The sequence below is a fragment of the Sorangium sp. So ce385 genome (assembly GCF_051474135.1).
Lineage (GTDB): Bacteria > Myxococcota_A > Polyangia > Polyangiales > Polyangiaceae > Sorangium > Sorangium cellulosum_D.
Window position 1 is genome coordinate 5,057,955 of sequence record NZ_CP150337.1, and the last position, 17,537, is coordinate 5,075,491.

At 71.0% G+C, this 17,537-nt stretch carries 13 protein-coding genes; 10 read left to right on the forward strand and 3 right to left on the reverse strand.

What is annotated here, in order from left to right:
• Positions 1-56: 56 nt before the first annotated feature.
• Both WME83_RS18555 and WME83_RS18560 read left to right on the forward strand, forming a co-directional pair.
• Positions 57-848: a Stp1/IreP family PP2C-type Ser/Thr phosphatase gene (locus tag WME83_RS18555; protein ID WP_437320610.1), complete on the forward strand. Its 792-nt coding sequence runs from the start codon at positions 57-59 to the stop codon at positions 846-848.
• A 127-nt stretch (positions 849-975) separates the two neighbouring features.
• The gene (locus WME83_RS18560; RefSeq protein ID WP_437320611.1) at positions 976-1,236 is read left to right on the forward strand and encodes a hypothetical protein; all 261 of its coding nucleotides are present in this window, start codon (positions 976-978) and stop codon (positions 1,234-1,236) included.
• A gap of 117 nt (positions 1,237-1,353) precedes the next feature.
• Here WME83_RS18560 and WME83_RS18565 read toward each other — a convergent pair whose 3' ends face one another.
• Complete coding sequence (locus WME83_RS18565) at positions 1,354-2,430, reverse strand: MJ1255/VC2487 family glycosyltransferase (protein WP_437320612.1); 1,077 nt, start codon at positions 2,428-2,430, stop codon at positions 1,354-1,356.
• Positions 2,431-2,529: 99 nt separating this feature from the next.
• Here WME83_RS18565 and WME83_RS18570 point away from each other — a divergent pair, with 99 nt between their 5' ends.
• A complete protein-coding gene (locus WME83_RS18570) occupies positions 2,530-3,534 on the forward strand; it encodes a hypothetical protein (RefSeq protein WP_437320613.1) in 1,005 nt (334 codons plus the stop codon).
• A gap of 23 nt (positions 3,535-3,557) precedes the next feature.
• On the opposite strand, the gene WME83_RS18575 is transcribed toward WME83_RS18570, so the two are convergent.
• Positions 3,558-5,747 (reverse strand): metallophosphoesterase, encoded by a 2,190-nt coding sequence (locus WME83_RS18575; RefSeq protein WP_437320614.1) that lies wholly within the window; start codon positions 5,745-5,747, stop codon positions 3,558-3,560.
• A gap of 275 nt (positions 5,748-6,022) precedes the next feature.
• Between WME83_RS18575 and WME83_RS18580 the strand changes: the two genes are divergently transcribed.
• From WME83_RS18580 to WME83_RS18610, 7 genes are all read left to right on the forward strand, one after another.
• Positions 6,023-6,922, forward strand: a complete 900-nt coding sequence (locus WME83_RS18580; RefSeq protein ID WP_437320615.1) for a peptidyl-prolyl cis-trans isomerase — start codon at positions 6,023-6,025, stop codon at positions 6,920-6,922.
• A 29-nt stretch (positions 6,923-6,951) separates the two neighbouring features.
• Entirely contained in the window at positions 6,952-7,917 is a 966-nt protein-coding gene (locus WME83_RS18585) for a HupE/UreJ family protein (RefSeq protein ID WP_437320616.1), read from the forward strand.
• Positions 7,918-8,777: 860 nt separating this feature from the next.
• Positions 8,778-10,052, forward strand: coding sequence for a DUF1566 domain-containing protein (locus WME83_RS18590; RefSeq protein WP_437320617.1), 1,275 nt, complete (start codon positions 8,778-8,780; stop codon positions 10,050-10,052).
• A gap of 89 nt (positions 10,053-10,141) precedes the next feature.
• Complete coding sequence (locus tag WME83_RS18595) at positions 10,142-11,599, forward strand: YkgJ family cysteine cluster protein (protein WP_437320618.1); 1,458 nt, start codon at positions 10,142-10,144, stop codon at positions 11,597-11,599.
• A gap of 51 nt (positions 11,600-11,650) precedes the next feature.
• Entirely contained in the window at positions 11,651-12,682 is a 1,032-nt protein-coding gene (locus WME83_RS18600; RefSeq protein WP_437320619.1) for a DUF2169 family type VI secretion system accessory protein, read from the forward strand.
• Positions 12,679-13,734: a beta-ketoacyl synthase N-terminal-like domain-containing protein gene (locus tag WME83_RS18605; protein ID WP_437320620.1), complete on the forward strand. Its 1,056-nt coding sequence runs from the start codon at positions 12,679-12,681 to the stop codon at positions 13,732-13,734. The genes WME83_RS18600 and WME83_RS18605 overlap by 4 nt, the downstream gene beginning before the upstream one ends.
• Before the next feature lie 43 nt (positions 13,735-13,777).
• Complete coding sequence (locus tag WME83_RS18610; protein ID WP_437320621.1) at positions 13,778-14,671, forward strand: hypothetical protein; 894 nt, start codon at positions 13,778-13,780, stop codon at positions 14,669-14,671.
• A gap of 458 nt (positions 14,672-15,129) precedes the next feature.
• Here WME83_RS18610 and WME83_RS18615 read toward each other — a convergent pair whose 3' ends face one another.
• Positions 15,130-17,094, reverse strand: a complete 1,965-nt coding sequence (locus tag WME83_RS18615) for a S8 family serine peptidase (RefSeq protein WP_437320622.1) — start codon at positions 17,092-17,094, stop codon at positions 15,130-15,132.
• Positions 17,095-17,537 lie beyond the last annotated feature (443 nt).

Genomic DNA, 17,537 nt, shown 5'->3' on the forward strand with positions numbered 1-17,537 from the left:
CGGGGGAGATTAACCCAGTTCCCTGAGAGGCCAAGCGTCGTCTAGACTCGGGACGAATGCGCGCCATCGCGGCAGGTCTATCGGACGTCGGCAGGGAACGGATCCACAACGAGGACCGATACATCCTCCTCCCCGAGTTCAACGTCTACGTCGTCGCGGATGGCATGGGCGGGCACGAGGCCGGCGAGGTCGCGAGCCGCATCGCCGCGAGCGCCATCGCCGGCTACTTCCGCGAGGCGAACGGCAAGCGACGCAAGGCGTCGACCGGTGACCGGCTCCGCGCCGCCGTGACCTACGCGAACGCGCGCATCTTCGCGCACGCCGACGACTCGCGGTTCTACCGCGGGATGGGGACCACGGTCGTCGCCGCGGCGTTCTCGCCGCGGGAGCGGAAGTTCTACGTCGCGCACGCCGGCGACAGCCGCTGCTACCTGCTCCGCAACGGCGATTTCGCGCAGCTGACCCGCGACCACTCGCTGATCGCGGACGCGCTCCTCGAGCGGCCCGACCTCACCGAGAGCGACCTCGCGTACCTGCCCCGCAACGTGATCACGCGCGCGCTCGGGATCGGCCCCAGCGTCGACGTCGACCTGCGCGCCGAGCGCGTCGAGGCCGGCGACGTGTTCCTCCTCTGCTCCGACGGCCTCCACGGGCTCGTCGACGACCGCGAGATCGCGCGCATCATCGAGGACAACGCCGTGCTCGCCGACGCGTGCTGCAAGCTCATCGACTGCGCCAACGAGAACGGTGGCCGCGACAACATCACCGCCGTCCTCATCCGGATCGAGGACACCGCCTCGGCGTCGTGGAGCCAACGCCCGAGCGCAAAGAGCCGCAACGCGCGGTAGCATCCGGAGGCGGTCGGAGGGGCCGAGGAGGACGACGCCACGCCGCGGCCTGAAACGCCAGGGCGGGGCGGCGGGCGCGCGCTCCTCCACCGCTTGCAGTTGTGTCGTAAAATTGCGAGGTCATGGCATGCGAACCACGTGGATCGGGATGGGGCTCGTTGTGGGCGCGCTGCTCGTCTGGGGCTGTGGCGGCGAGGCGGCGCTCGGCGAGGCGTGCGAGGACGAGGGCGCGGACGGCGAGTGCGAGGACGGGTCGGTCTGCGGCAAGCCGGACGACAGCGCGGCGCTCGAGTGCCTGAAGACGTGCGTCGAGCAGACGGACTGCCCGGCCGACCAGGAGTGCAACGGCATCTCCGGCTCGGACATCAAGGCCTGCAGGCCGAAGTAGGCGAGGCCTCGGCGGGGCGCGGCGCGCTCGGATGCGGGCGCGCCGCCTCGCCGCCGGGCGCCGCGCCGACGGCGCCCGGAGCACGCCGGCGCCGCCGCGCGCGGTGCTGCGCCGCGCTCAGAGCACGCCGGCGTGCGCGCGATCGAGCAGCTCGTCCATCACCTGGAACAGCCGGCGGTTGCCGTCCTGGGAGTAGCCGGCGAGCTTCTCCTCGCAGCCGGGGATGGCCTTCACGAAGTCCGCGACGACGGCCGGGTCGTCGAGCGAGTCGGCGCCGCGGCCGAACCCCTCGCGCTCGAGGTAGCGGGCGTTGAGCACCTGCTCGAACTGGCGCCCGAGGGGGACGGCGAGCATCGGCTTGCGCAGGTAGACCGCCTCGCCCATCAGCGTGAACCCCCCGCCGGCGATGACGGCGCGGCACGAGGCGAGGTCGTCGATGAAGCCCTCCTCGCTGAACGGGCGGTAGCGCAGGTTCCCCTCGACCTGCTCCTCGGTGATGCTCCGGCGCATCCCGTAGATGCGGCACTCGAGCCCGGTCCTGGCGAGCGTCTCGGCGAGCGCCTCGTTCCCCTCGGCGGTCTGGTAGACGAGCAGGTGCTCCCCGGGGCGGCGGTTCGCCGCGATGATCTCGGGGCGGAGGATCGGCGGCACCAGCGTCGTCTCCTGCTTGCGGACCGGGGGGCGGAAGAACGTGGCGATGACGTAGTGCTGGCAGAACGGCAGCTTGCTCTTCACGAACGCGCGCGTGAGCTGGAAGCCCGCCTCGTGGCCGGCGACGATCTCCGCGTCGTGGGTGCACCGGTTGATGATCTGCATGTTGTCGATCGAGAGGATCGGCAGCCGGTGGAGCTTGGCGTAGAGGTACGTCCACGACTCGAAGTCGCTGATCGTGAGCTCGGGGCGAAAGTCCTTGATGAGCTCGAAGTACGCGGCGATGTTCTTCGGGATGCCGGTCGCGCCGGAGAGCACGTTGGACCAGAGCGTCTTGCCGCGGCGCACCCGGTTCTCCTCGTAGATCATGTGGAGCCCGTGGATGCGGTTCACCCCCGCGAAGCGCTTCGACAGAAAATCGGTCGCGCGCCCCGACGCCATGATCTCGAGCTCGTGCCCCTGCTCGAGCAGGCGCTCGATCACGACGCGCGAGCGCATGGCGTGCCCCATCCCTTCGCCGACGACGCCGTAGAGGATCTTCATGGCGCGCGAGTGTAGCGGGCGCTGCCCGGGGTTCGGAAGGAAACGGCGGGGCGGGGGCGCGCTGGCCGGCGCGCCGACGCTGCGGCGCGGGCGGCGGGCGTGACGCCGCGCCGCCGGATCTGGAGCGAGCTCCTGCCGCTCGAGGTCGTGCGTGCGCCCGGAACGCTCGCGCTCCTCCGTCGGTACGGGCTGGAGCTCGCGATCGCGGTGCGGCCCCAGACGGCGGCGGGCCTGCCGGATCTCGCGGCGGCGTGCGCGGACGCGGGGGTCGGGGTCGCGGTGTGGCCGATGATCGCGGACGAGGACGGGCGCTGGGCGAGCGCCGGCAACGCGGCGGCGTTCGGCGCGTTCGTCGCGCGGCTGCTCGACGCGCTCGACGCGCGCGGCCTCGCCGCGGCGGAGGTCGCGGTCGATCTCGAGCCGCCGATCCAGGACGTGCGCCGGGCGCTCGACGGCGGGCGGGGGGCGATCGCGCTGGTCGGCGGCGGGGTCCGGGGAGCGCGGGCGGGCGCGGCCGGCCGGGACGCGCGGTGGCGGGACGCGCAGCGCGCGTACATCGAGCTGGCGGGCGCGATCCACGGGCGCGGGGTGGCGACCTCGGCCGCGGTCGTGCCGCTCGTCCTGGCCGACGGGCCGGCGGGCGGCTGGGAGCGGATCCTCGGGACGCCCGTGTCGACGCCGCCGTGGGGGCGGGTCGGCGCGATGCTGTACACGTCGCTGTTCGAGGGGTACTCGCGCGGCGCGCTCGGCCGGGACGACGCGGTCGCGCTGCTCGCCTGGGGGTGCGGCGCCGCCGCGCGGCGGTTCGGTCCGAGGGCGGGCGCCTCGGTGGGCGCGGTGGGGAGGGGCGCGCTGGGCGACGAGCCGGTGTACCGCTCGGTCGCCGAGCTGCGCGAGGACGTGGCGGTCGCGGTGACGGCCGGCGTGCAGGATCTCGCGCTGTTCGATCTCGGCGGGGTGCTGGCGCGGCCGCCGGCCGAGGCGTGGCTGGAGGCGTTCGTGGCGCCGCCGCGCGAGCCGCGCCTGCCCCGGGCGACGCTGCGGGCGCGCGGCGCGGTGGCGGCCGCGGCGCTCGTGGGGCGCGCGGCTCTCGGCGCGCGCTGAAGCGGCGGGTTCCGCGCTAAAGTTCAGTAATTGAGGTTGCGGACGAGAATGAGCGCCTTTCCATTCCCGTCCATGTCATCCTCCCAAGCCACCACGAAGCGGCCCTGATCATCCACGGCGGCCACAGGCGACCGTTGCTGACCGCTCGCGTCGCTGTTGACGGTGAAATCCGCCCGATTCTGTGCGCCGCTGGCCGTGAAGTCGCGCCCGAGGATCTGGTACACACCGTTGTCGTCCTGGTCGTCCTGCCAGACCACCGCGAAAGCACCGTCGCCGCGCATCCCCACGCTGGGCGCATATTGCTGGCCGTCAGCCACGCTGTTCACGGTCATCACCCCGAAGCGCTCGACGCCGGTGATCGTGAACCCGCGCGCATAGATCTGGTAGTAGCCGTTGTCGTCCTGGTCGTCCTCCCAGGCCACCACGTGGTTCCCGTTGTTCGCCATGGCGATCGACGGCTTTGTGTGCTGACCGGCGGCGTTCGTGTTGACCGCTTTCTGCGCGAAGCGGTTGCCGCCCGTCGCCGTGAAACCCCGGTGGTAGATCTGGAAGTTGGCGTCGTCGTCCTGGTCGTCTTCCCAGGCGACGACGAAGTCGCCATCGGAATCCATGGCGATGGCCGGATTGAACTGCTCGCCCGCGGCGACGCTGTTGACGGTGAAGGTCGGGATGCGCTCAGCGCCGGCCGCAGTGAAGCCGCGCGCCAAGATCTGGTAGTACCCGTTCCCATCCTGGTCGTCTTCCCAGGCGACGACGAAGTTGCCGCTAGCGTCGCAGGCCACCGCGGGCCTCGACTGCTGACCACCCGACACGGTGTTCACCGTTCGATCATGGAAGCGCTCGCTGCCGTTGGCGTTGAAGCCGCGCGCCAGGATCTGGTAGGCGCCGTTCCCGTCCTGATCGTCTTCCCACACCACCACGAACCTCCCCGAGTCGTCGATGGCGACGTCCGGGTGCTGCTGCTGACCGGCGTCCACGCTGTTCACGGCGATCTGCGAGAACCGCGCGTTGCCGTCCGGGTCGAAGCCGCGCGCGTAGATCTGACCGACGCCGTTGTCATCGTGGTCGTCTTCCCAGACCACCACGAAGTCGCCGCTCGGCGCCGTCGCGATCTTGGGATCGAAGCGCTTGCCCGTCAGCTGCACGTTGGCCATGCGATCCTTGAACAAGATATCGTTGGCCTTGTAAGCGTACGCGGGCATCGCAGACTGCATGTCGTAGCTGACGGTGTAGTTCTGTTGGTTGTGTTTTGTCGCGGTCGGGCTGGACGCCTGGTTGTAGTTCAAGTACAGCGTCGCCTGACAGTTCGCGAAGATCGCGCAATTGCCGTCTTCGACGCTCAGCGTCTCCACCGTGATCTGATTCTGCGCCGGCGCGAACGTGAGGACGCGCAGCCAGCCGTTGCCCAGCGCGTGGCCGTTGCCGAGGACCGGTTCGCTCTGGAAGTCGTTCAGGATCTCGTGTACGATATTGCCGTTGTTGCCGGTGCGGCGGCGGTACGACACCCCCTGGATGTGCCCGCTCACGGACATGAACACGTTGCTGTGGCGCTGGATCAGCTCTTCCCAGAGGTCCACGCCGTCGCGGCCCTCGAGGTTGTAGCCGTCGGCGCAGCCGCTCGCGTGCTCGGCGTTTTTGTCCATGTGGCAGTGCGTGGCCACGATGACGCGACGATCCGGGTGGTTCGCGATGACCTGATTCGCCCACGTCACGACGTCCTTGCGCGGCGCGAACTCGACGCTCACCACCATGAACTTGAGCCCGCCGGCCTCGAAGTACGTGTAGTTGTTGATGTTCGACGCGTCGTAAGCGCCGCCGTAGAACGGCTCGCCCTGGTAGCGCGGCTGACCGAAGTAATTCGCGTACAGCGAGCTGCGCTTGTAGGCCTCGTTGCTCGGGTAGATGTCGTGGTTGCCGATCGTCATGCTGTACGGCACGCCGGCGTTGTCCAGCAGCGTGTGCGCGGCGCTCGCCACGTCGTACTCGCTCGCGAGGTCGTGATTGGTGATGTCGCCGAGGTGCACCGCGAACTTGATGTTGCGCGCGCCGCGGTTGTCGACGAGCCATTGCATCTGGTGCTCGTAGACCTCGTACGAGGAGAACTCGCTGTAGTTTTGGGTGTCGGGGATCAACACGACCGAAAACGCGGACTGCGCGCTCGCGGGGCGCGCCGCTGCACACCACAGCGCGATGACGGATGCTATGAGCGTCAAACGATAGGTCTTTGTCATGTACGGGGGCTCCCCTGGCCGAAACGGACGAACCTGGCCCTAGTCGCGTTCACGCTTGTATACGGCGCAGATGGCAGCTCCGTGCGGCTCTCGTTACCTCTCGTTGCCGCTCGTCCCGAGCCGCGCTGCGATGCGCCGTCGTCCGACCGTCGGGCCACCGCTCGGTCGCCCTGCTGAAACAGAGACGCCACAGAGCACCGGTAGCGTCGGCCAGGCTCGCCGGTCCGTGAGCCGGAACCACCGCACGCTCGAGAGCCATGACTCGAACCGCCGCTCCCACAACCGCCGACTCGCCCGCGTTCGAGGGCGCACCGGGCCACACGGCCGAGAAGGCCAAGAGCGTCGCCGCGCGGTTGCGGCGCATCGCGTCCGAGCCGTTCCTTCACTTCACGCTGCTCGGGGCGCTCGTGTTCGCCGGACATCGCCTGGTGACCCGCGCGCTCGACGTGCCCACGGTCGAAGTGTCGGTGTCCAAACAGCGAGAGCTGGTCAAGCTGTTCGAGCAGCGTCAGCGCAGGGGCCCGAACGACGTGGAGCGCGAAGAGCTGATCCGACGCTACGTCGAAGACGAAGCGCTGTTTCGCGAGGGCCTGCGCCTGTCCCTGGCGCACACGGACCCTATGCTGCGCGCGCAGATCATCGCCCGCGTGCGCGGCATGCTGCAAGCCGAGCTCGATCGAACGCCGCCCACGGACACCGAGCTCCAACGCTACTATGAAGCGCGTCTCTCCGACTACGCCATCCCTGAGACCATCAGCTATCGCGAGTACCTGATCCGCAGCGGCCCGGACGCGGACGGCGACGCGCGACGGCTCTTGTCGTTGCTGGAACGACAAGAGGCGGCCGACGGGCCGGGGCTGCCCATCCCGACCGACCATTCGCACCGCTCCGAAGCGCAGCTAGCCTCATTGTACGGCCCCGAGCTCGCGCACGAGCTCTGGAGTCTGCCAAGCGGCAGCTGGCAAGAGCTGCGGTCCAGCAGCGGAGTTCACGTCGTGCGCGTCGTTGAGCGCACCGCGGCGTCGGAGCCCTCGTTCGCGGCCGTCCGCGAGCGGGTGAGCGCGGACTACCGCAAGGATCGGACCGCGCGCGCGTTTCAAGCGGAGCTCAGCCGCCTCACATCGCAGTGGCGCGTCCAGATCGCGGAGCAGCCATGACGAGGGCGACGCGGCTGCGCGCGGCAGCGATGCTGTGGGTCACCCTGTGTCTCCTGCGCGCTGCGAGCGCGCACGCCCACACACCCGCGCTGAGCGTGCTGGCGCTCGACGAGCGCTCGCCGGGCGAGTTCATCGCCAGCTGGGAGCGCACGCAGGGTATCCACGACGTCAGCGCGGCGTACGACTTGCTCAAGCCCGTGTTCCCCGAGCACTGCCAGCTCGCGGCGCCGCGCCTCGATTGCGGCGAGCGCGGGTTGTCAGGCCGCATCGGGTTCGACGGCCTGGGTGATCTCTCGACCGCCGGCATGATCAAGATCCAGTGGGTCGACGGAAGCACCCAGGTATTGAGCCTGACCGCCGCGCAGCCGCACGTCCGAGTGTCAGCGGCCCGGCTCGATACGAGCGCGTTGCGCGGCGTGTCCAACTTCATCTGGATCGGGATCACGCACATCTGGCTCGGGCTCGATCACTTGCTGTTCGTGGTAGGGCTGCTCTGGCTGCTGGACTCGTGGCGCGTGCTGATCAAGACCGTCACGGCGTTCACGATCGCGCATAGCTTGACGCTGGGGGCGGCGACCTTCGGGCTGCACATCCTGCCGACCGCCCCCGTCGAAGCCGTCATCGCGCTCAGCATCGCGTTCGTCGCCGTGGAGATAGCTGGCGAGGCACGCACCAAGCAGACGAGCTTGACCCGGAAGCGGCCCTGGCTGGTGGCGTTCGCGTTCGGTCTCCTGCACGGCTTCGGCTTCGCGAGCGCGCTGGCGGAGCTGGAGATCGCCAAGGCGGAGCTCCCGATCGCGGTGCTCTGCTTCAACGTCGGCGTGGAGATCGGGCAGCTGGTGTTCATCGCAGGCTTGCTGGCGCTCCGGCGGGCGCTGCGCACGCTCGAGCGCGCGTCGAGCCTACGCTTCGCGATGGCCGGTTGCTACGCGATGGGCATCCTGGCGATGTACTGGTTTTTTGAGCGCATCGTCGCTTTCATGCCCGACGTCTGACGTCCAGGCGGCCTGCCTCGGTCTCGACGCCTCCGCCGAGCACTAGGCGTGATGTGACTTGCCCTGGCCGCGGTAGCGCTTCCAGTGATGTCGTTTGTTCTTGTTCTTTGGCCTGCTGTTGCTGGAGCTGCCGATGGACGTCTTCTTGGTCGAGAGGGACATGCGCGCTCCATTGCGCCTGGACGGAGCGAGCGAAAGTGGGCTTCGTGCGAACGCGGCGGCTTCCGGCGAACGAGCTCGCCTGGCGCGCGCTGTCCGCAGCGGCTCAGGAGAATGGTTTGCGAGCAGAGCCCAGCCGTCCGGTCCTCATGATTCGCCGGCCGGCCGCGCTCCAGGAGCGAAGGATTCCTTTCGTTCTTGACCAGGTCGCTCGAGCACCTCGGATCCAATCACCAGAAGCTCGAAGCGCCCGCGATTTGTCGGCTGGTTGAAGATTTGAAAGCGCACGGGAACGCGCGCCCGTCCTGTCGCGCGCGCAGGGGCGGTGCGCCTGCCGAAAGCGCGCCGGTCCTGCGACCACGCGCCGCGCAGATATGTTGGGGAGTGAACGGCGAGAAACGGGCCCTTCTCTCGGTGCACACATTGACGTTCGCAGCGCGGTGTGTGATAGGTTGGTGCGGTTCGAGAACGTTTATCTTGCGCATCGGCGCTCTGCCCCTGAGGCCTGTCCCTGATTCCGTGATGGGGAAGAAATTGAACCACAGAGGGCACAGAGGGCACAGAGGGAAGAGAAGAGAGAGAAAAAGACTTTTTTATCCCTTTCCTCTGTGCCCTCTATGCCTCTGTGGCTTCTTCTCTCTCTCATGACCCAGGAATGAGCTCCGCCGACGCCGCGCCGGCTCGACTTGACGGAGGTGCTTATGAATCGAAGCAAGCGGTGGGTCCTTCACGCGACCCTGGCGATGTCCAGCGCGGCCGCGCGCGCCGGCAGGGGAACGGCGCTCGGCCTGGCGCTCGCGGCCGCGGCGTGCTCCACCGGCGGGGACGCCGGCGGGAGCGTGGATGCCGGCGATCGCGGCGACGCGCTCACCGAGAGCGCCGCGTCGGGGACGGGCGGCGCTCTGGCGACCGGGGGCGCCGGCGAGACGGGCGGCGGGGCCGGTGACGCGGGGCCCGCCGCGAGCAGCGGGGCCGGCGGCGAGGGGACCACCGCGGGCGGCGGCGCGCCGGACGACGGGGGAGCGACGGACGCGGGCGGCGGAGCACCCGACACGTGCAGCAAAGCCGCGGCCTGCGGCTCGCACAAGTGGGCGTGCTGGCCGATGCCCAATCCGGCGGGCAGCGGCCTGCCCAACCCCGCGAGCACCACCGATCTCGGGAGCGGCGTGGTGCGCGACGACGTGACGTGCCTCGAGTGGCAGAAGAGCCCTCCCTCCGAGGCGTACACGTGGGAACAGGCGATCCGCTATTGCGACGAGCTGACGCTCGGCGGGGCCTCGGACTGGCGCCTGCCGACCCGCATCGAGATGACGTCGATCGTGGACTTCACCCAGAGCCCGGCCATCGACAAGACCGCATTTCCGGGGGCGCGGGGGGGCTTCCACAAGACGTCGTCCGACTGGATCCTCACGATCCGGCAGGCCGGCGCCGGCGCCGGGCGCGATTATGCGTGGGCCTTCAACCTGAGCGACGGGATCGTCAGCAACGCAACCTCCAAGGCGACCGCGGCGAGCCTGCGCTGCGTGCGGGGCAACGGGGAAGGGGAGGCGCCGAGCAGCCCGGCCGTGCCGCCGCCCGACCAGTACACCGTCGTGTCGCCCGGCGAGGTGATGGACAACTACACGGGCCTCGTCTGGCAGCAGGGTTATTCGCCGACCACGCTGACCTGGGCCGAGGCGGAGAGCTACTGCGCGACGCTCGATCTCAACGAGCGCGCCTGGCGCCTGCCGAGCATCCGGGAGCTCGCGACCCTGGTCGATGAAGCCCAGGTGGCGCCGTCGATCAACAGAACGATGTTCCCGGACACGCAGTACGGCGCCCGCAGCAACGACTGGTACTGGGCCTCGCACACGGCCGTGAGGAACGCTCCGGCGGCGTGGGCGCTCAACTTCGATGATGGCTTCACCGGTTTCAACGCCGGTGAAAGCGGCAAGTGGAACCACTTCACGGCCGCATGGGTGAAGTGCGTGCGCTGACGGGGCCGCGCGGTCACGGGCGGGCAGGGCGGTGCCCGCCCGCCTCGTTTCGGTGGCGCGCGGCCGCCGGCGTCGGTTAGCGTGCCCGGGTGAGCCCGAACACGCTGCCGGCGCGCCCGCGCCTCGCCGCCCACGTGCTCGTGCGGCGCCACCTCGTCGGCGAGGAGGAGCGGATCATCCTGCACGACGTCCGCTCCGGGCAGCTGCTCCAGCTCGGCGCGCGGGAGTGGGTCCTGCTCTCCGCGGCCGACGGGACGCGCGACGTCGAGGGCATCGTGATCGCGGCCGCCCGCGAGGGCGCGCACGCGCGCGCGCCCGCGGCGCACGCGTTCCTCGCGCAGCTCCACGCCGCGGGCCTGCTCGAGGCCGAGGCCACCGGCGACGACGCGGTCCGCGCGGAGCCGGCGGCGGGGGCGAGGCCCGCGCGCGCGCCGGAGGAGCGCGGCGGCCGCGCGCGCCCGCTGGAGGTGCTGCCCGATTTCAGCCTGCACTGCGACGGCCGCGGGAGCTGCTGCCGGATCTACGCCTCGATCCTCTTCGACCCCGAGGAGGCGGCGCGGGCGCGGGCGCTGCGGCCCGACGTGCTGAGCGGCGGCGCCCGGCACGAGCGCGCCTTCACGCCCGAGCGCGGGACGTGGCCGTGCGCGGCCTCGGTGGTGGCGATGCGGGACGGCCGGTGCGCCTACCTCGAGGGCGAGGGGCGCTGCTCGCTCCACGCGATCGGCGGGCCCGAGGCGAAGCCGCTCGGGTGCCGGACCTTCCCGACCAGCTTCGTGGACGACGGCGAGTCGGTGCGGGTCTCGGTCGCCGCGGAGTGCGCCTGCGTGCTCGCCAGCGCGGGCCGCCCCGGCGGCGCCCCGCTGCTCGATCCGCGGCTGCGGGTGCGGGGCGACCTGGACGAGCGCATCGACGTGGCAGAGCTGCCGGATCGCGCGCCGATCTCGCCCGGCGCGACCGCGTCGCGGGCGGAGCTCGTCGCGTGGTCGCGGCGGCTCGCCGCGGCGGCGCCGCCGCCCGACGTGGCCGCGGGCCTCTTCGCGCTCGCCGCCGCCGTCGAGGCCGAGGGGCTCACGGGCGGCGCCATCGCGCGCTTCGAGCGGCCCGATCCGCTGGAGCCGGCGGCGCTCGGCCCGTGGCTCGCCGCGCTGCACGGGCGCGCGGCGCGGCGCGTTCGCGAGGACGCCGCCTGGAGGAGCGAGCGGGATCTCGCCCGGCGCGCCGCGCAGTGGATCGCGGCCGCGACCCTCGCGCTGGCCGAGCCCGACCTGCTCGCCGCGCTGCTCGCGACGCCCGCGCCCGCCCCGGATCGGGAACGCTTTTACCTGCGCGCGGCGCTGCACGGCCACCGCCTGATCGGCGCGCTGCCGCTCTCGCTCGCGCTGCGCGATCGCGCGGCGCGCCTCGTCGTGGCCCGGGCGCTGCCGGTCGCCGTCGCCGCGGCGGGCGACGACGACCCCGCCTGCGCCGAGCCGATCGCGCTCGTCGAGGCGATGCTCCGCGGCCACGGCCTCGAGGCCTACGCCGCCGAGGTGGCCGGGGCGCGGTGATCGCGCCGCCGGAGAGACACGGCCGCCGATCTTGTCGATAATGCGCCCGCGATGGACCAGCCCCCGCTCGACAACAAGACGGACTTCGCCGCGCACCCGCAGCTCCTCGTCGATCGGGACGGCGAGAAGCTGGTCGCGATCGTGAAGGCGAGCTTCGAGCTCCAGGAGGACGGCTCCTTCGAGCTCTCGCCGCCCGAGCGCGCGCGGGGCGTCCGCCTCGCCGACCTGCCCTGGGAGAAAGACAAGCCGGAGAGCGTCGCCTATCCGGCGGACGTGTGCCTCTTCAAGCCGGCCACCGACGTGATCTTCGTGGCCCGGGCGTACGCGCCGAACGGCAGGGCGGCGCCGTCCTTCGACGTGCGCGTCGAGGTCGGCCCGCTGCGGAAGTCGCTCGTCGTGTTCGGCAGGCGGCTCTGGGTCGACAAGGGCGCCGGCCTCACCGCGCCTTCGCCGATCGAGCAGATCGACATGCGCTACGACCACGCCTGGGGCGGGCGGGACGACGAGGATCCCGCGGCGATCGTCGAGGAGCCGCGCAACCCGATCGGCATGGGCGTCACGGGCGCGCCGGCCTCGCTCACGCACCAGCCGGCGCCGTACATCGAGGACCCCGCGTTCCCGATCCGGACCGCCAAGACCGCGCCGCCGCCCGCGGGGATCGGGGTCGTGGGCCGGCACTGGGAGCCGCGCCGCCGGTACGCCGGGACGTACGACGCGGCCTGGCGGGAGCTCCGCGCGCCGCTCTTGCCCGAGGATTTCGACCCTCGCTACAACCTCTGCGCCTCGCCCGGCCTGATCGCGGATCCGCCGCTCGCGGGCGGCGAGCCGGTGCGGACGCTCAACCTGACGCCCGAGGGGGCGCTCAGCTTCGAGCTGCCGCGGGTGCAGGTGGAGATCGAGTTCCAGGTGAAGGACCGCGCGCCGGCCGCGTTCGCGCCGCACCTCGACACGGTGCTGATCGATCTCTACGCCACCGGCCCGGAGAAGCCGGTGGCGGTCGAGATGGTCTGGCGCGCGCACGTCAAGGCGCCGCGGCGGATGAAGGACGCGCGCGTCGTCGTGCGCGAGCGGGGGCGCGCGTGAGGCCCCTCGCCGTCATGGTGGCCGCGGGCGCGGTCACGCCGATCGGGCTGCGGTCGATCGACACGGCGTTCTCGCACCGCGCCGCGGCCGCGGCGATGCGCGAGGCGCCGCTCGTGGACGGGAGCGGTGAGCCGATCACGATGTGCTTCCTCCCGACGCTCGATCCGCTCGTCACGGGGGCGCAGCGCGCTGGCCTGCTCGCGGCGCGGGCGCTCGGCGAGGCGCTCGAGAAGCTCGGCCCCGCGGCGCGGGCGCTGCGGATGCAGATGACCCTGTGCCTGGACGAGCACCTCGGGCAGCGGCCGCCGGGGGGCGAGGCGCCCGCGCAGCGGCTCGGCGCCGAGCTCGCGGCGCGCGGCCAGGCGCACGCGCCGGAGCTCGCGGTGAAGGTCTCGACGCGCGGGGCCGCGGCGGCGGGGTTCGCGCTGCCGGAGCTGTGCGACGCGCTCGGGCGGGGGGCGATCGACGCGGCGCTGCTCGGCGGGGTGCACACCGACTACGATCCCGCGCGCATCGCCGCGCTCGACGCGGCGGGGCGGATCTTCCGGCCGGACAACCTCGACTCGCTGATCCCTGGGGAGTGCGCGGCGTTCCTGGTGCTCATGCGCCCCGAGGTCGCGCGCCGCGCCCAGCTCCGCGACCTGGGGCAGATCGTCGGCGTGGCCACCGCGCACGAGCGGGCCCGCCCGGACAACGACGAGTCCGCGTTCCAGGCCGCGGGCCTCACCGCCGCGCTCCGCTCGGCGCTCGCGCCGCTGGCCGAGCGCGGGCTGCGCGCCGGCTGGATGCTCACCGACCTGACGTTCGAGACGTTCCGCCATTTCGAGCTCCAGGCGGCCTCGGTGCGCACACAGCACCTCTTCTGCGATCCGCAGCAGGTGGAGAGCCCGGCGCAGCGGATAGGCCATCTCGGCGCCGCGGCGATTCCGTTGCACCTATCGATCGCGTCGGAGGCGTTCGCGCGCGGGTTCGCGCCGCACCCGTGCGCGGTCTCGCTGGCCGGGAGCGACGGCGGGGAGCGCGCGGTGGTGGTGGTCGCGGCGCCGGGGTGAGGGGCGAGAGCGGCGGGGCGCGGGCTGGCGACCCGCCAACGACATGTCCGAAACCAGACACGACACCGGCGCGCTGAGCGCGCTTGCTCAGGAGCTGCTTCAGCGGCTCGGCATACGCCGCTCCGTCGAGTGGACCGTGCCGTCTTCCGAGCTCCAGAGGGAGCTCGCGACGCTGCGCTGGCCCTGCTCCAGCGCAGTGCTTCGCGCCGAGATGCTCACGGGCGGGCTCTGCCGCACGCCGAGCGGCGTCTTCGGCATCCATGCATCGCTGCGCTACTTGCGCGGCGAAGTGCCGTGGGACCGCGACGACCTGCAAGAGTACGGCTCGCGCGCCGATCCACGGGACGCTTCACAGACCCTCCTGCCCCTGTGGATGCTGGACGACCCTCGGGTGTGGCTTGCGCAGGACGGCTGCGTCTTCTACGGGAGTCATGTCGATGGCCCCGAGTATTTCACGCTCGCTTTCGAGGACGTGTGCCATCACTGGGAATCGATGGCGCTCCTGGACGGCTATGTTGTGGCGTATCATCGCCCTCACATCGTGGCTCGTCCGCGTCTGGAGTCGTCCTGCTTCGTCGGTGAAGCGGTCGCGCGTGAGCTCGGGATTTCTACCTTCGCGCCCGGCACGCGGGGCAGGACGCGCGCGTGGACAGGGCCGGGGGTGAACGTCGTGGAGCTCGACATTCCAGGCTTCAAGCAAGGCACCGACGTCGTCTCCGACAGCGCCGAGGGGGTCGTGCTCGCGGCCGCGCAGGCGCTCGACGCGGGCGGCGCGGCGCGCATCACGAGCCCGGAGCCGCTGGATGCCGACCTGCTGAGAGAGCTCCCGGTCTGCAGCGGGCAAGAGCGTCCATTCTCGGCCTGCCATGTATACAGATGGGGCAAGTTCTCATCGTACGAGGACGACCGCTACCGCCGGCGCCATCGCGGGGCGTAGTACCGGGTCGCCCAAGCTCCTCTTCGATCCCGCGGACCTGCCTGGAGGGTCGAGCGGGATCTCGCCCAGCGTCACGGGGGGCGGGGCGGGTAATCGGCGGGGCGCTCGAGAAGCTCGGCCCCTCTTTCGAGGAAGTTGTGGAGCACGCTCCTGGACGGCGCATGCGTCACCTCGAGCTTTACGACCCTGCCGACGTTGATGGGGACGTGAGCGCTTGGTCGCAACGCGTCTGGGAGGCCGCCCAGTAGTGGGGCGTCGTGGGCCACGGCGGCCTGCGTGCCGACGAGGTGACAGGGGAGGCGGCGCCTCCGCGGCGCCGCGGCGAGATCAACGAGCAGGGCGACGGCGGCGGGGCGGGACACGGTCGAGGGCGTCGAGGACGCGGAGGTGCATGGCGAGGCTTCGCGGCGCTCTTTTTCCTGCTCCCCGCCGCGCGCACCCCTGCGGTCAGCGTCGCCTCAGTTCACTTCGACGTGAGACCAGGGGAAGCTGCCGACCAGACGCAGGTAGTATCCGCCGTCGCAGGTAGCGGGATAGCTCGAGGACGGAACCCACGTGTTTGAGATGTTGACTCCGTTGAGCTCGACGGTCGCCATGTTCCAGGAGTTCAGGTTCGAGCTCGCCGCGTCGAAGAACACACACGTATTGATAGGACCGTTGTTCACGTAAGGGATGGTCACGTGCGCCGCCGACCCGCAGTCCGCGGGCACGCAGGTCGAGCAGGTGCCGCAGTCCACCTCGCACGACTGGCAACTCTCGAGCGCGGAGCAAACGCCGTCGCCGCAGCTCCCGGGGTCGGCCACCAGGGGCGCCGCCGCGGCGAGATCCGGGAGCGGGCCGATCTCGCGGCTCAGCTCGGACTGCTGCGGCTTCCCGGTATTCACGAGCAGATCGCGCAACTCTTGCGGCGTGAGCGGCCCTGACGCCTGCTGCGCGACGCTCTGCACCACGGCCACCGCGCCGCTCACGACCGCAGAGGCGCTCGACGTCCCGGAGAACGTCGCGGTATAACGGTCCCGCTCGCCCAGCGTTCCGCTGTAGAGCTCACCGGCACCTCCCGTCGTGGTCACGTACTCTCCCCAGGCATGGACATCCACGCGGCCGCCGGAGTTGCTGTAACACGTCGGCCTGCGCGAGGTCGACAGGCTCGCGCCCACCATCAACGCGCCGGAGTCCCGGACGGTCCGGTCGAAGACACCTCCGTACGACGGATGATCCAGATCCACCGAGCCGTTGCCGGCGGCCTCGACCACGATGATCCCGTTGGCCGTGGCCGTCTGGATCGCATCGAACTCGGCCGAGAAGAACTCCATGGGAACGAAGTCGCACTGGCTGGAGTTGCAGGTGCACGTGGCCGTGGCCGGGCCGCGAGCGTGCACCTCGATGAGCACGATGTCGCCGGCGTCCAGCTGCTCGGCGGCCAGCGCGATCGCGGGGCCGACGCCGTTGTTCAACCAGCTCGCGTAGCCGACGCCCGAGAGCGGCGCGACCCCGGTCACGCCGAAGCCGTTCTCCTGCCCGACCATGACGCCTGCCACGGCGGTGCCGTGATCGGCGTTCCCGGAGCTCGGCGCGGGCGCGTAGAAGAAGGGCGCCGGGAGATCCTCGTGGTCGGGGACCCAGTATTGCTCGACGTCGATGATCCGGACGTTCTCGCCACGGCCGCCCGGGAACGAACGGGCCTCGGCCACCCCCATGCCGTTCGCGTCGCTGCTCACATAGCCTTGCAGGGACGTGAAATCCGGCGTGTTCGCGTCCAGTGCCACGAGGCCGGCGCCCGCCTCCGGGGCCGCGGTCGCGAGCTCGGGCTTCGGCTGCGCATAGGCGATCTCCACGCTCGGGTGGGCGTTCAGCGCCTCCACCAGCTCGACCAGCGCGCTCCGTGGCCCTCCTGACCAGGGGGCGTCGAAGTAGAGCCCGAGATCCGAGAGCTGGATCGCGCTCCGTCGCTCGCCGCTGCTCTTGAGCGACGAGAGCCGCGCCTCCGGCAGCGGGAACAAGGGTTTGAGATCGAGCGAACGCTTCGAGAGCAGCGCGGTGATGCTGTCCAGATCATGCTGCAGCTGCTCGGGATCGAGGCCGCTTGCGGCGCTCGAGAGATCGCCGATACGATCGCTGCTCAGCAGCGAGCCGCGCAGCCGAACGCCTGTTCCTTCGTGGAACTTGATCACGACGCGAACGTCGGAGACGTCGCTCGGAATCCATGAGGACGCCAGAGACTTGTCCTGGAGCCTCCGCAGCGCTCGAGCGGGCGCGCTGGCCGGCTCGCTGGCGACCACGGGCGCCGACACCTGGGCGACCGGCTCGGCGTCGCCGCAGCCCAGGGCGATGGCCGAGAGCCCCAGCAGGGCGGCAGGCAAGGCCCGACGCACGGCGACATGACGGAATACGACGTTGGAGAGCTTGGTTTGGTTGACTGGCATAGGAGCATCAAAAACAAGGGTGAACGTTATCCTGTTCGAGAACGAACCAGACGACCGCCGTCGCTGTCCTCGGCCGCGCTGCGCCTCGTGCCCGACGGGGCTTCGAGCACCGAAACAGCCGTGTACGGGCGCGCGTTCATCGCGGAGACCGGCGCAGCGCCCCGCTGGATGCCGCCGAGGCGCTCACAGCGTTGCGGGCAGATGTGTCATCGCGACCGAGCACCGTCAAGGACCCCAGTTTGCGCTTAATGCTTCTTGACACTGGGCAGACCCCCTCATCAGATGCGCGTTGAACTCCGAGGGCGCCGCATGTTTTCTGGACGTGGGCGGCGGAGAGGTCTCATTCTCAGGCGCCGAGGCGGCGGCCTCCGGCGGGGGCGCCGGCGATCGCGTCGACGGAACCTTCGCGGGGTAGCGGCGCGCGGGCGCAGAGGTTCCGGGTC